Source organism: Variovorax sp. R-27 (assembly GCF_049913215.1).
Classification (GTDB): Bacteria; Pseudomonadota; Gammaproteobacteria; order Burkholderiales; family Burkholderiaceae_C; genus Variovorax.
In genome coordinates this window covers 4,612,198-4,626,425 of sequence record NZ_CP183984.1, presented here as the reverse complement: position 1 = coordinate 4,626,425, position 14,228 = coordinate 4,612,198, and the positions used below count along the sequence as shown (strand labels likewise).

The following is a 14,228-nucleotide window of genomic DNA, read 5'->3' as shown; positions in this document are numbered from 1 at the left end:
TCTTTTTTATGAACTCTTGCGCACCCGCAGATACCACTCGCAGAGCAGGCGAACCTGTTTGGCCGTGTAGCCCTTCTCGACCATGCGGGTCACGAAGTCTTCGTGCTTCTTCTGTTCGTCGGCGCTGCTCTTGGTGTTGAAGCTGATCACCGGCAGCAACTCTTCGGTGTTGGAGAACATCTTCTTCTCGATCACCGCGCGCAGCTTCTCGTAGCTGGTCCACGCCGGGTTGCGCCCCGCGTTGCCGGCCCGTGCGCGCAGCACGAAGTTGACGATCTCGTTGCGGAAGTCCTTGGGGTTGCCGATGCCGGCGGGCCGCTCGATTTTTTCGAGTTCGCCATTGAGCGAGGCGCGGTCGAACACTTCGCCGGTGTCGACGTCGCGGAACTCCTGGTCCTGGATCCAGTAGTCGGCGTAGGTGACGTAGCGGTCGAAGATGTTCTGGCCGTACTCGCTGTAGCTCTCGAGGTAGGCGGTCTGGATCTCCTTGCCGATGAACTCGGCGTAGCGCGGCGCCAGCAGCTCCTTGATGTAGCTGATGTACTTCTGCTCGATCTCGGGCGCGAACTGCTCGCGCTCGATCTGCTGTTCGAGCACATACATCAGGTGCACCGGGTTCGCGGCCACTTCCGAGCTGTCGAAGTTGAAAACCTTCGAGATGATCTTGAAGGCGAAGCGCGTGGACACACCGCTCATGCCTTCGTCGACGCCCGCGTAGTCGCGGTACTCTTGGATCGACTTGGCCTTGGGGTCGGTGTCCTTGAGGTTCTCGCCGTCGTACACCTGCATCTTGCTGAAGGTGCTGGAGTTCTCGGGCTCTTTCAGGCGCGTGAGCACCGAGAGCTGGGCCATCATGCGCAGGGTGCCGGGAGCGCAGGGTGCCTGGGCCAGCGACGAGTTGCGCACCAGCTTCTCGTAGATCTTGATTTCTTCCGAGGCGCGCAGGCAGTAGGGCACCTTGACGATGTAGATCCGGTCGAGGAAAGCCTCGTTGTTCTTGTTGTTGCGGAAGGCCTTCCACTCGCTCTCGTTGCTGTGCGCGAGCACGATGCCGTCGAACGGGATGGCGCCGAAGCCTTCGGTGCCCTTGAAGTTGCTTTCCTGCGTTGCCGTGAGCAGAGGGTGCAGCACCTTGATGGGCGCCTTGAACATTTCCACGAACTCCAGCAGGCCCTGGTTGGCCAGGCACAGGCCGCCGGAGTAGGCGTAGGCGTCCGGGTCGTCCTGGGCATAGGTTTCGAGCTTGCGGATGTCGACCTTGCCGACCAGCGAGGAAATGTCCTGGTTGTTCTCGTCGCCGGGCTCGGTCTTGGCGACGGCGATCTGCCGCAGCACCGACGGGAAGCGCTTGACGATCTTGAACTGGCGGATGTCGCCGCCGTACTCCTCGAGCCGCTTGACGGCCCAGGGCGAGAGAATTCGATTCAGGTACCGGCGGGGGATGCCGTATTCTTTTTCAAGGATCTCGCCGTCTTCCAGCGTGTCGAAGAGGCCGAGCGGGGATTCGTTCACCGGCGAGCCCTGGATGGCGTAGAAGGGCACGTGCTCCATCAACTGCTTCAGGCGTTCGGCGATCGAGCTCTTGCCGCCACCGACCGGGCCCAGCAGGTAAAGGATTTGCTTCTTTTCTTCCAGCCCCTGGGCTGCGTGGCGGAAATAGGACACCACCTGTTCTATGGCGTCTTCCATGCCATAGAACTCCTTGAACGCCGGATAGATCTTGATGACCTTGTTGGCGAAGATGCGCGAAAGACGGGGGTCGTTGCGCGTGTCGACCAGCTCCGGGTCGCCGATGGCCTTGAGCATGCGCTCGGAGGCAGTGGCGTAGGCCGTGGGGTCACGCTTGCAGATATCCAGGTAGTCCTGCAGCGAGATGACTTCCTCGCGGGTGCGCTCGTAGCGGGCGGCAAAGTTGCTGATCACATCCATGGTCACGCCTCCATCAAGTCAGTGGGCTTTTAGCCCGATGGCGTGCAGCAAAGGCCTTGCGCAACATTTAAAGGTGTGCCTGCCCATGGCTGCATGCCGCGGAAAACTCCCTTACAACAATCTGCTAACAATCAGCATAAAGCAAAGATTGAACCCGGCAAATCATTTGTTAATTCAGAACCACACGGACGAGTAAAGTTCAACGAAAAACAAGGAACAAATTTCCGGATTTCAGTTAAATTCAAAGGCTCGCTTTCCCAATTCTCCCCGGGTGAAAACACCTATGCCAAATGGCTATCGTCCGTTTTTGCCTTTTCTCCGGGAAAGCATCGCCTATTGAGCCTCGGGGCTCAAAAAACGGGCGTCTCCTGCAATAACGCGCGGCCTGTCGTTTGGTTTATTGCACAGCCAAAAAAAATATAAAAGCAATCCTCGCGCCACTTTTTGATGGGCCGCTTGCGCGTGTTGGCGTGGGAAGGAAGCTTGGGCGCGGGTCGGCATGTACCGCAGAGGTGCAAGACGCACTGCCAATGTGCCTGCTACGGGCCTGGGAGGCCTGGATGCACCAGTCCGGCGACTCCAGCATGACAAAGGGCCGCTAAGTGGCCCTGGTTGGAGGTGGTGGCATCCACTGAAGTGAAGCCCCCGGCGTTACATATCTCAGATGGAGAACAGGTCCGACGTGTAACGCTGGCGCCGGATGAGGCAGGGATTCAGGCAGCCGGCCAGTCCCTGCACGCCTTTGGTGCTCACAAGCCAGCTCAGCTGAAGAATTCCTTCGCCTTGTCGAACCAGCCCTTGTCGGTCGGGCTGTGCTTCTCGCCGCCCTTCTTGAGCGACTCGTCGAGGTCCTTCAGCAGCTTGCGCTGGAACTCGGTGAGCTTCACCGGCGTCTCGACGCGCACGTGGCAGTAGAGGTCGCCGGGGTAGCTCGAGTTGACGCCCTTGATGCCCTTGCCGCGCAGGCGGAACTGCTTGCCGCTTTGCGTGCCTTCGGGAATGTCGATGGCCGCCGCGCCCTTGAGCGTGGGCACGTTGATCTCGCCGCCCAGCGCCGCCGTGGTCATGCTCACGGGCACCACGCAGTGCAGGTTGTCGCCGTCGCGCTCGAAGATGTCGTGCTTCCTGAGCCGGATCTCGATGTACAGGTCGCCCGGCGGGCCGCCGTTGACGCCGGGCTCGCCGCTGCCGGTCACGCGCATGCGCTGGCCGTCGTCGATGCCTGCGCGGATCTTCACTTCGAGCGTCTTGTTGCGCTTGATCTTGCCCTGGCCGTGGCACACGGTGCAGGGCTCGGGAACGATCTTGCCGCTGCCGTGACAGGTAGGGCAGGTCTGCTGCACGCTGAAGAAGCCCTGGCGCATCTGCACCGCGCCCGCGCCGTGGCAGGTCGTGCAGGTGATGGGCTTGGTGCCGGGCTTCGCGCCCGAGCCATGGCAGGTGTCGCACTCGTCCCAGGTGGGGATGCGGATCTCGGTGGTCTTGCCTTCTGCAGCCTCTTCGAGCGAGATCTCCATCGCGTAGCTCAGGTCGCTGCCGCGGAACACCTGGCGGCCGCTGCTGGTGCGGCCTCGGCCGCCGCCGCCGAACACGTCGCCGAAGATGTCGCCGAAGGCTTCCGCGAAGCCGCCGAAGCCTTCCGCGCCCGGGCCGCCGCGCATGTTGGGGTCGACGCCGGCATGGCCGTACTGGTCGTAGGCCGCGCGCTTCTGTCCGTCGGACAGCATTTCGTAGGCTTCCTTCACCTCCTTGAACTTGGCCTCGGCCTCCTTCGAGGTGTCGCCGTGGTTGCGGTCGGGGTGGTGCTTCATCGCAAGCTTGCGATAAGCCTTCTTGATTTCTTCCTCGCTCGCGTTCTTGGGGACGCCGAGGGTTTCGTAGTAGTCGCGTTTGGTGGCCATGGCAGGTCGATCAGCAGATCAGGGAAGCAGCGGGAACTCGGGTAACTTGAAGCGAGAAAGGCTGGAGCACCTTTTCAGGTGTTCCAGCCTTGCTCAAGGGACTGAAGATCAGCCCTTCTTGACTTCCTTCACTTCGGCGTCGACCACGTTGTCGTCGGCCTGCGCGCTTGCAGCAGCTTCCGCGCCACCCGGGCCGGAGGCGGCCGAGGCGCCGGCCGCGGCCTGCGATTCGGCGTACATCTTCTCGCCCAGCTTCTGGCTTGCGGTCATCAGCGTGTTGGTCTTTTCCTCGATCGCGGTCTTGTCTTCACCCTTGAGGGCTTCTTCCAGGTCCTTGATCGCTGCTTCGATCGCGTCCTTCTCGGCGGCTTCGAGGCTTGCACCATGTTCGCCCAGCGACTTCTTCACGCTGTGCACCATTGCCTCGCCCTGGTTGCGCGCCTGCACGATTTCGAGCTTCTTCTTGTCGTCTTCGGCGTTGAGTTCGGCGTCCTTCACCATCTTCTGGATCTCGTCCTCGGACAGGCCCGAGCTCGCCTTGATGGTGATCTTGTTTTCCTTGCCGGTACCCTTGTCCTTCGCGCCGACGTGCAGGATGCCGTTGGCGTCGATGTCGAAGCTCACCTCGATCTGCGGCGTGCCGCGCGATGCCGGCGGAATGCCTTCGAGATTGAATTCGCCGAGCGCCTTGTTGCCCGCGGCGATGTCGCGCTCGCCCTGGAACACCTTGATGGTCACGGCCGGCTGGTTGTCTTCGGCGGTCGAGAAGGTCTGCGCGAACTTCGTCGGGATCGTCGTGTTCTTGGCGATCATCTTCGTCATCACGCCGCCCATCGTTTCGATGCCCAGCGACAGCGGGGTCACGTCGAGCAGCAGCACGTCCTTGCGGTCGCCCGAGAGCACCTGGCCCTGGATGGCGGCGCCGACAGCCACGGCTTCGTCGGGGTTCACGTCCTTGCGCGGCTCCTTGCCGAAGAAGGCCTTCACCTTGTCCTGCACCTTGGGCATGCGGGTCATGCCGCCGACCAGGATCACGTCGTTGATGTCGCCCACGCTGATGCCGGCGTCCTTGATGGCCACGCGGCAGGGAGCGATGGTGCGCTCGATCAGCTCGTCGACCAGGCTTTCGAGCTTGGCGCGGGTGAGCTTGATGTTCAGGTGCTTCGGACCCGAGGCATCGGCCGTGATGTAGGGCAGGTTGATGTCGGTCTGCGCGCTGTTCGACAGTTCGATCTTGGCCTTTTCAGCGGCTTCCTTCAGGCGCTGCAGGGCCAGCACGTCCTTGCTCAGGTCGACGCCCTGGTCCTTTTTGAACTCGCCGATGATGTAGTCGATGATGCGCTGGTCGAAGTCTTCGCCGCCCAGGAAGGTGTCGCCGTTGGTCGACAGCACTTCGAACTGCTTCTCGCCGTCGACGTCGGCAATTTCGATGATCGACACGTCGAAGGTACCGCCGCCGAGGTCATACACGGCGATCTTGCGGTCGGCCTTGTCCTGCTTGTCGAGGCCGAAGGCCAGGGCGGCAGCGGTGGGCTCGTTGATGATGCGCTTGACGTCCAGGCCCGCGATGCGGCCGGCGTCTTTGGTGGCCTGGCGCTGGGCGTCGTTGAAGTAGGCCGGCACCGTGATCACGGCTTCGGTCACGGTTTCGCCGAGGTAGTCTTCGGCGGTCTTCTTCATCTTGCGCAGGATGTCGGCGCTGACCTGTTGCGGGGCCATCTTCTTGCCGCGCACTTCCACCCATGCGTCGCCGTTGTCGGCCTTGGCGATGGTGTAGGGCATCAGGTCGATGTCCTTCTGGACTTCCTTTTCCTCGAACTTGCGGCCGATCAGGCGCTTGATCGCGTACAGCGTGTTCTTGGGGTTGGTAACGGCCTGGCGCTTGGCCGAGGCACCGACCAGCACTTCACCGTCTTCCTGGTACGCGACGATCGACGGCGTGGTGCGCGCACCTTCCGAGTTCTCGATCACACGCGTGGTGTTGCCTTCCATGATCGACACGCACGAGTTGGTGGTGCCGAGGTCGATGCCGATGATCTTTGCCATGTTCTTTACTCCTGAAAGCCTGAAAAATATGTTGTTATGAACTTGTGGATAACCCGTCGCGATTCAAGGTATGAAGCGGGGATTTCCTGTGGGAATCTTGTGTGCCGATGCGAGCCGGTTACTTCGGCGCGCTGACCGTGACCAGCGCCGGGCGCAGCACGCGCTCGTTGATGGTGTAGCCCTTCTGCAGCACGCTCACCACGGTGTTCGGCTCCTGGTCGGCGGGCACCACCGAGATGGCCTGGTGCTGGTGCGGGTCGAACTTGGTGCCGGGTGCGGGGGCCACTTCGATCACCTTGTTGCGTTCGAGCGCGCTCTTGAGCTGGCGCAGCGTGGCTTCGGCGCCTTCGCGGATCTGCTCGGGGGTGGCGTCCTTGATGGCCAGGCCGGCTTCGAGGCTGTCGGTCACCGGCAGCAGGCTCTCGGCAAAGGCCTCGACGGCGAACTTGCGGGCCTTGGTGATCTCGTCGTCGGCGCGGCGACGGGCGTTCTGCACATCGGCCTGGGCGCGCAGGTACTGGTCGGCCAGTTCGGCATTCTTGGTCTGCAGGGCGGCGAGCTCGCCTTGTGCCACGGCCAGGGCGTCGAGCGCCTCGGCTTCATTGGCGGCGTGCGCAGCCTCCAGTTCTTCGGGGCTTGGCTCGCCTTGCAGCATTTGAGAATTCTGTGCGGATTGTTGCGGGTCAGACATTTTTCAAAGAACCGGCGTGTGCCGGAAAACAAACGTTAGCCAGCCACATGGGGCTGGCCCAAAGCATTTCAAGCGAAAAAACGCGGCCAAAAGGGCCGCGGAGGCATGAAAAAGGCCCGGAATCGGGCCTTGGAGCCGTCGGCTCGAATGCTCAGTGTGCGTCCAGGAGCTCGACGTCGAACTTCAGCGTGGCGTTCGGCGGAATCACGCCGCCGGCGCCGCGGGCGCCATAGCCCAGCGATGCGGGAATGATCAGCGTGCGCTTGCCGCCGATCTTCATGCCGGCCACGCCTTCGTCCCAGCCCTTGATGACCTGGCCCGCGCCCAGCGAGAACGCGAACGGGTCGTTGCGGTCGCGGCTCGAATCGAACTTGGCGCCTTGCACGCCGTCGTTGTAGAGCCAGCCGGTGTAGTGCACGTGCACGTGCTGGCCAGCCTTGGCTTCGGCGCCGGTGCCGACTTCGGTGTCTTCGTATTGCAGGCCGGAGGGAGTGGTGGGCATGAGAAACGCTCCTTGCGTCGATGTGAGATCAGTGGATCGAAGGCGCGGAGTTTACCGATGCCGGACAGGCAGGCCTGTGGTCCGTCAGCTCTGGCTGGTGTCGTCGGAAGGGGGCGCGGGTGTGGACGCAGGTGCCGCCACCGGGGCCGGAGCGGGTGCGGCCGCTGGAGAAACCGGCGCGGCGGGCGATGCGACCGCTGCGGGTGCCGCTGCTTTCTTGAGTTGTCCCAGTTGCCATTTGCCGGCAAAAGCCTGCAGGTCGGAAAGGCGCTTGAGCAGGTCCTGGCCGCTGAGCGTGAGGCTGTAGCCGTCGCTGCCATGGCCGACGATGCCGGCTTCGCGCAGTTCCTTGATGCGGGTGTTGAGCGTGTTGGGAGTGATGCTGCCCACGCTGTCCTGAAGCAAACGGAAGGTCTGCGCATGGCCGTCGCGCAGGGCCCAGAGCACGCGCAGCGCGTAGCGGGCTTCGAGCAGGGCGAGCAACTGGCTGACGGCTGCGTTTTCCTTGGTACTCATCGACATCATCTCCTCGAAGCGTTCTTGTGGTTGGTATGAACCGTCTCGTTGGCCGGCGACTATAGCGCAATCGATGAGGATGCTACTAGTTTTATAGCTGTCAGGGCATGCTGCATGCGGGTTGTGAGACAAACACTCACAAATTGGTGTAGTTGGCCATGGCTTCGCCCAGGCGGATCGCGCGGGTGGGCGACCAGTCCTGGTTGAAGGCCAGCGCGGGCGCCGGGAACAGCATGACGACCGTCGACCCGAGCAAGAAACGGCCCATCTCGTCGCCCTTGCGGATGTCGATCTGCTGGTCGGTGTAGTGCCACTCGCGCAGCTCGCCCACGCGCGGCGGATTGACCACGCCGTGCCATACGGTGGCCATGCTGCCGACGATGGTGGCGCCCACCAGCACCAGCACGAAGGGCCCATGCGCCGATTCGAAGACGCACACCACGCGCTCGTTGCGCGCGAACAGGCCGGGTACGCCGCGCGCCGTGGTGGGGTTCACCGAGAACAGGTCGCCCGGCACATGAATCATGCGCACAAGCCGCCCGTCGCAAGGCATGTGGATGCGGTGGTAGTCCTTGGGGCTCAGGTACAGCGTGGCGAAGCTGCCGTGCGCGAACTTCGCGGCCAGCGTAGCGTCGCCGCCGACCAGTGCGGTGGTCGTGTAGTTGTGGCCCTTGGCCTGGAAAATCTGGTCGCCCTGGATCGCGCCGAACTGGCTGATCGCGCCGTCTACCGGGCAGACCAGGTCGGCCTGCGCGAGCGGCCGCGCACCGGGCTTGAGTGCGCGCGTGAAGAACTGGTTGAAGCTCTTGTAGTGCTGGATGTCCGACTCGAGCGCCTCGCCCATGTCCACGCCGTACTTGGCCACGAAGCGCCGGATGATCCACGTCGTCACGGCGCCCCGTTCCTTGCCCGCAACCCAGCCGGCGAAATTGGTCAGGGCCTGCTTGGGGAACAGGTATTGGGGCAGTACGGCAGAGCGGTCGGACACGTGGGGAAGGCCTGGAATGCGGAATCGGAGGGGCATTCTATAAAGCGCTTCTTCCTCGGGGCGTAGGAAGCTTCCCTTGGTTCGCCCGGCCCGCAGTCAGCCGGTCAATCGGCCTTGATGCCTGCCGCCTTGATCACCTGCGCCCACTTCTCCACCTCGGCCTTCTGGAACGCCGCGATCTGCGTGGTGCTCAGGTCGGTTGGCTCCATGCCGAAACCCTTGAGCTTGTCCTGCATCTCGGGCGTTGCGAGGATCTTGCGGATCTCGGTGTGCAGCCTGTCGACGACCGGTGCAGGCGTGCCCGCAGGCACGAAGATCGCCTGCCACGACACCACCTCGAAGTCTTGCAGTCCCGGCACGCCCGACTCGGCCACTGTCGGCACGTCGGGCATCGAGGCCAGGCGCTTCGACGATGTGACGGCGATCGCGCGCAGCTTGCCGCTCTGGATGTGCGGACCCGCGACCACCGTGGTGTCGAACATCATGTCGACCTGTCCGCCGATCACGTCCTGGATCGCCGGGCCGCTGCCCTTGTACGGAATGTGAGTGAACTTCACGCCCGACTTGAAGGCCAGCAGTTCCAGCGCCAGGTGCTGCGAAGTGCCCGTGCCGGCCGAGGCCGACGAGAGCCCGCCCGTCTTGGCCTTGCTGGCCGCGATCACGTCCTTCAGCGTCTTGTACGGGCTCGCCTGGTTCACCACCAGCACCACCGGGTTGGTGCCGATCAGCGTCACCGGCGCGAACGACTTCTGCGGGTCGTAGCCGATCTTCGGATACAGGCTCACGTTGATCGCGTGCGAGCTGATGGTGCCGCCGATCAGCGTGAAGCCGTCCGGCGCCGCACGCGCGCCGACTTCCGAGCCAACGCTGCCGCCGGCGCCGCCCTTGTTGTCGATGATCACGCTGGTGCCCAGCACGGTGCCGAGCTTCTGCCCGATCAGCCGGCCCAGCACGTCGGTGGTGCCGCCCGCCGGAAAGGGCACGAGGTAAGTGATGGCCTTGCCCGTCGGCCAGTTGTTGCTGCTCTGCGCGAAGGCCACCGGAAGACCGGCGGCGAGCGAAGAGGCGAGGGCAGTGCGAATGAGTGTGCGGCGTTGCATGCGAAGGTCTCCTATTGATGTGTGGTGCGGCGCCCGTCAGGGCATGTCGACGATCTCGATCCAGTTCGGGTTCTTGCCTACGTCCAGGTGCTGGGGCTTGCCCAGCGCACCGGTGGCGGCGTCGATGGCGTAGAGCGAGATGCCGTTCGACTCCTGCCCCGCGGCAATCAGGTAGCGGCCGGTGGCATCGATGGCGAAGCCGCGCGGTGTTTTCTCGGTCGGGGTCTGTCCGAGCGGCTGAAGCTGCCCCGTGGTGGCATCGACCTTGAATGTCGAGAGAGTGCTCGACGTGCGCTCCGACGCGTACAGGTAGCGCCCGTCGGGTGTCAGGTGCAGGTCGGCGGCCCAGGGCTTGCCGGTGAAGCCGGCGGGCAGCGTGGTCGTGCTCTGTTCGAGCTTGAGCGTGCCGCGCGCGGCATCCCACGCGAACACGTGCAGCGCCGCGTCAAGCTCGTCCAGCAGATAGACGTGCCGCTGCGCCTTGTCCCAGACGAAGTGGCGCGGGCCCGCCTTCGCGGCGGTGGTGGTCAGCGGCGGATCGTTGGGCGACAGCAATCCTTTCTCCGCATCGAAGCGCCAGCTCGACACGTTGTCGCCGCCGAGGCTGGTGGCGAGCACGAAGCGATTGCTCGCGTCCGCATGGATCGCGTGCGCGTTGGGCCCGGTCTGGATCAGCTGGTGAATTGGGCCCACCGCGCCGTCCTTGCCGATGGCATTGACCGTGATCTTGCCGCCCTGATACGAGGCCGCGAAGAGCCACTTGCCGCTCGCGTCCAGGTCGATGTTGGCCATGCTGTCGGCCAGCGGCGCTTCGCCGAGCTTCTGCAGTTTGCCGGTGGCGCCGTCGATCGACAGCGCGGTCACGCGAAACGGCTGCGAGCGCAGCGCGGCATACAGCATGCGCTTGTCATGGCTCACCACCATCGGCATCACGGTGCCGCCGACGTTCAGCGTCTGAACGGGCTTGAGCGCGCCCTGGGCCCGGTCGAGTTCGAGCACCGAGATTTCCTGGCTGTCGGCGTTCGACACATAGACCCAGGTCGCGGCCGAGGCCTGGCCGATGGCGGCCAGCCACAGCAGCGATGCGATGGTTGTTTTCTTCATGGCTGTGCGGCTCAGGGCTTGATGTTGAGCTTGGTGATGAGCTGCTTGAAGTACACGTTGTCCTTCGCCAGCGTTTCCTTGAACACGGCACCGTCGGTGTAGACATAACCCAGGTTCTGCTTGTCCATCACTTCGTGCATCAGCGGCTCGGCGGCGGTCTTCGCGGTGATCTCGCGCAGCTTCGCCATCACTTCGGGCGGCGTGTTCTTCGGCGCGCCGAGGCCGCGCCAGGTGCCGATCGACAGGTCGATGCCGCGCTCCTTGGCGGTAGGCACTTTCTCGAAGCCCTTCACGCGCTTGTCGGCCATCACCATCAGCACCTTGAGCTTGCCGCCCTGCACGTGCGTCGTCACCTCGGCCGGGCTCACCGCCACGGCTTCGATGTGGCCGCCGAGCAGCGCCAGCACAGCGGGTGCTGCGCCCTGGAACGGAATGTGGCCGAACTTGGCGCCGGTCTTGTCTTCCAGTGCTGCGGCGGCAAGGTGCCAGATCGAGCCGTTGCCCGAATTGCCCACGCGCACGCTCTCGGGTGATTTCTTCGCGGCGGCGAGGAATTCCTCGATGGTGTTCCACGGCGCGTCGGCCTTCACCGTGATCGCGGCCGGGTCGGCGTTGAGCTGTGCGATGGGCTGGAAGTCGTCGTAGTTGAACTTGGCCAGGCCCAGGTGCGGCAGCGTCAGCAGCTCGACCGTGAGCACCGCGAGCTTGTAGCCGTCGGGCTTGGCGTTGATCACTTCCGTCCAGCCGATGGCGCCGCCCGCGCCGGGGCGGTTGACGATCACGATGCTCTGCGAGATGTGCTTGCGGCTCGCTTCGGCGAACGCACGCGCCAGGCCGTCGGTGCCGCCGCCGGGCTGGTAGGGCACCAGCAGCTCGATCGTGCGATTCGGAAAATCGGCCTGCGCCGCGGCCGGCGCGGCCAGCCCGAGCGAGAGCGCGGCCGTGGCCGAGAGGGCGGCGATGCCGCGAAGAAGTTGGCTTCTCTTCATGATGTCTTTGTCTCCGTTGTTGATCTGATCCTTCAGCCCCGGGGGTGTTTCCTCTGTGGGCTTCCTCGCTGTCCTCGCGCGTCAGGGCATGTACTGGCCTCCGTTCACCTCGATCACCTGCCCGGTGACATAGCCCGAGAGCTGTTCCGAGGCGAGATAGAGGAAAGCGCCCACGCATTCCTCGGGCTCGCCGATGCGGCCCATCGGAATGCTGGCGCGGAAGTTCTCCAGCATCGCGGGCGTCGAGAAGCGGTCCTGGAACGGCGTCTGGATGACGCCCGGTGCCACCGCGTTCACGCGGATGCGGTCGCCCACCAGTTCCTTCGCCAGGCCGTGCGTCGCCGTGCTCACGAAGCCCTTCGAGCCCGCATAGAGGTACGCGGCCGGCCCGCCGCCGGTGCGCGCCGCGACAGAGGTCACGTTGATGATGTTGCCGCCGCCCTGCGTGCGCATCAGCGGAACCACTTCGCGGCAGAACGCGAGCACCGAGCGCGCGTTGATGTGCATCACCTCGTCGAACAGCGCATCGTCGAACTCGGCGATGGGCACGCGCTTGACCAGGCTGCCGGCGTTGTTCACCAGCACGTCGATGCGGCCGAACTGCGCCGCGGCCTGCTTCACGCAGTCGCGGATCGCGGCCGTGTCGCGCACGTCGGCCTTCAGCGCGAAGGCCGTGCCGCCGGCCGCGCGGATGGTGTCGACCACGCGGTTCGCCGCATCGGCCGAGCTGTTGTAGTGCACCGCCACGCGCATGCCGCGTGCGGCGAATGCGATGGCCACGGCGGCGCCGATGCCGGTGCTGGCACCGGTGACGAGCGCGGTCTTGTCCTTGAGGTCTTCCATGTCGTCGCTCCGTGTCTGAAGGGAATGAAAAGAGTCAGGTGACCGGGGCCGGGTTGAACAGCACCAGCGCGTTGTGCAGCTTCCAGTGCTCGGCCCAGGTTTTCTTGCGGCCGCTGGCCACGTCGAGCATCAGGTGGAACATCTCCCAGCCGATGTCCTCGATGGTGGCGTCGCCATCGGCGATGCGGCCCGCGTTCACGTCCATCAGGTCGTGCCAGCGGCGCGCGAGGTCGCTGCGCGTGGCGACCTTGATCACCGGCACTTCGGCCAGCCCGTAGGGCGTGCCGCGGCCGGTGGTGAACACGTGCAGGTTGATGCCGGCCGCCAGCTGCAGCGTGCCGCAGATGAAGTCACTGGCTGGCGTGGCGGCGTAGATCAGGCCCTTCTGCGTTGCCTTCTCGCCGGGCGCGAGCACGCCGGTGATGGGGGCCGAGCCCGACTTGACGATGGAGCCCATCGCTTTCTCGACGATGTTCGACAGCCCACCCTTCTTGTTGCCCGGCGTGGTGTTGGCGCTGCGGTCGACGCGGCCCTTCTCCAGGTAGGCGTCGTACCAGGCCATCTCGCGGATCATGGCCTCGGCCACCTCGGGCGTGGATGCGCGCGAGGTGAGCTGGTCGATGCCGTCGCGCACCTCGGTCACTTCCGAGAACATCACGGTGGCGCCAGCGCGCACCAGCAGGTCGGTGCAGAAGCCCACGGCGGGGTTGGCGGTGACGCCCGAGAAGGCGTCGCTGCCGCCGCACTGCACGCCCACCACCAGCTCGCTGGCGGGCACGGTTTCGCGCCTGCGCTTGTTGAGCCGCGCGAGGTGTTCCTCGGCCTGCCGCATGACCGAATCGATCATCGACATGAAGCCGACGTGCTCGTCGTCCTGCAGGCAGACCACGTCGAGTTCCGCGTCACCTTGCTTGCCTTCGGCTTCGCCGCGCTTGTCGACGATGGGAATGCTCCCCGGCGGCAGCAGGCGCTCGGGCTGCAGCTTCTCGCAGCCCAGGCTCACCACCATCACCTCGCCGCCGAAGTTCGGATTGAGGCTGATGTTGCGCAGCGTGCGGATCGGCACGATGGCATCGGGCGCATCGATGGCCACGCCGCAGCCGTAGGTGTGCGCCAGCGCCACCACGTCGTCGACGTTCGGGTACTTGGGCAGCAGCTCGGCCTTGATGCGCTGCACCGCGAAGTCGGTCACGCCGGCCACGCACTGCACCGTCTGCGTGATGGCCAGGATGTTGCGCGAACCCACCGAGCCGTCGGCGTTGCGGTAGCCCTCGAAGGTGTAGCCCTCCAGCGGCGGCAGGGCAGGGGGTTTGACCGTGGCGATGGGCAGGCCGTCGAGCTCGGGCGCGGTCGGCATGCGCATCACGCGCTCGTGGACCCAGCTGCCGCGCGGCAGCGCCTTCAGCGCGTAGCCGATCACCACGTCGTAGCGGCGGATGGCGTCGCCTTCGGCCAGGTCGACCAGCGCGACCTTGTGGCCTTGCGGCACGTTGTCCACCAGCACGAGGCCGTCGGCGAACTCCGCGCCGGCCTTCAGCCCGCCGTCGTTCGCGACGATGGCCACGTTGTCTGCCGCGTGGACGCGGATGTAGAGCGGTGGGCGGGTGGGTTCGGACATC

The 14,228-nt window shown here is 64.6% G+C and carries 12 protein-coding genes; all 12 read right to left on the bottom strand.

The window, feature by feature from the left end:
- Window positions 1-6: 6 nt before the first annotated feature.
- A complete protein-coding gene (locus ACN9MV_RS21770; protein WP_093051862.1) occupies window positions 7-1,929 on the bottom strand; it encodes a PrkA family serine protein kinase in 1,923 nt (640 codons plus the stop codon).
- A 761-nt stretch (window positions 1,930-2,690) separates the two neighbouring features.
- Complete coding sequence (gene dnaJ, locus ACN9MV_RS21765; RefSeq protein WP_093051406.1) at window positions 2,691-3,830, bottom strand: molecular chaperone DnaJ; 1,140 nt, start codon at window positions 3,828-3,830, stop codon at window positions 2,691-2,693.
- Between the two features lie 108 nt (window positions 3,831-3,938).
- Window positions 3,939-5,876 carry a molecular chaperone DnaK gene (gene dnaK / locus ACN9MV_RS21760; RefSeq protein WP_093051403.1) on the bottom strand — a complete coding sequence of 646 codons (1,938 nt, stop codon included), beginning with the start codon at window positions 5,874-5,876 and terminating at the stop codon, window positions 3,939-3,941.
- Between the two features lie 118 nt (window positions 5,877-5,994).
- Window positions 5,995-6,531 carry a nucleotide exchange factor GrpE gene (grpE, locus tag ACN9MV_RS21755; RefSeq protein ID WP_426389392.1) on the bottom strand — a complete coding sequence of 179 codons (537 nt, stop codon included), beginning with the start codon at window positions 6,529-6,531 and terminating at the stop codon, window positions 5,995-5,997.
- Window positions 6,532-6,718: 187 nt separating this feature from the next.
- Window positions 6,719-7,069 (bottom strand): FKBP-type peptidyl-prolyl cis-trans isomerase, encoded by a 351-nt coding sequence (locus tag ACN9MV_RS21750; RefSeq protein WP_013540334.1) that lies wholly within the window; start codon window positions 7,067-7,069, stop codon window positions 6,719-6,721.
- An 84-nt stretch (window positions 7,070-7,153) separates the two neighbouring features.
- Window positions 7,154-7,585: a winged helix-turn-helix transcriptional regulator gene (locus ACN9MV_RS21745; RefSeq protein WP_093077949.1), complete on the bottom strand. Its 432-nt coding sequence runs from the start codon at window positions 7,583-7,585 to the stop codon at window positions 7,154-7,156.
- 136 nt (window positions 7,586-7,721) lie between these two features.
- Complete coding sequence (gene asd / locus ACN9MV_RS21740; RefSeq protein ID WP_093051397.1) at window positions 7,722-8,573, bottom strand: archaetidylserine decarboxylase; 852 nt, start codon at window positions 8,571-8,573, stop codon at window positions 7,722-7,724.
- A gap of 104 nt (window positions 8,574-8,677) precedes the next feature.
- Window positions 8,678-9,673, bottom strand: a complete 996-nt coding sequence (locus tag ACN9MV_RS21735) for a Bug family tripartite tricarboxylate transporter substrate binding protein (RefSeq protein ID WP_093077771.1) — start codon at window positions 9,671-9,673, stop codon at window positions 8,678-8,680.
- A gap of 36 nt (window positions 9,674-9,709) precedes the next feature.
- Window positions 9,710-10,777, bottom strand: a complete 1,068-nt coding sequence (locus ACN9MV_RS21730) for a lactonase family protein (RefSeq protein WP_097198696.1) — start codon at window positions 10,775-10,777, stop codon at window positions 9,710-9,712.
- Window positions 10,778-10,788: 11 nt separating this feature from the next.
- The gene (locus ACN9MV_RS21725; protein ID WP_093077768.1) at window positions 10,789-11,766 is read right to left on the bottom strand and encodes a tripartite tricarboxylate transporter substrate binding protein; all 978 of its coding nucleotides are present in this window, start codon (window positions 11,764-11,766) and stop codon (window positions 10,789-10,791) included.
- 81 nt (window positions 11,767-11,847) lie between these two features.
- On the bottom strand, window positions 11,848-12,609 hold the full coding sequence (locus ACN9MV_RS21720) for an SDR family NAD(P)-dependent oxidoreductase (protein ID WP_093077767.1): 762 nt from the start codon (window positions 12,607-12,609) through the stop codon (window positions 11,848-11,850).
- Between the two features lie 34 nt (window positions 12,610-12,643).
- On the bottom strand, window positions 12,644-14,227 hold the full coding sequence (garD, locus tag ACN9MV_RS21715; RefSeq protein WP_426389389.1) for a galactarate dehydratase: 1,584 nt from the start codon (window positions 14,225-14,227) through the stop codon (window positions 12,644-12,646).
- Between the last annotated feature and the right edge of the window lies 1 nt (window position 14,228).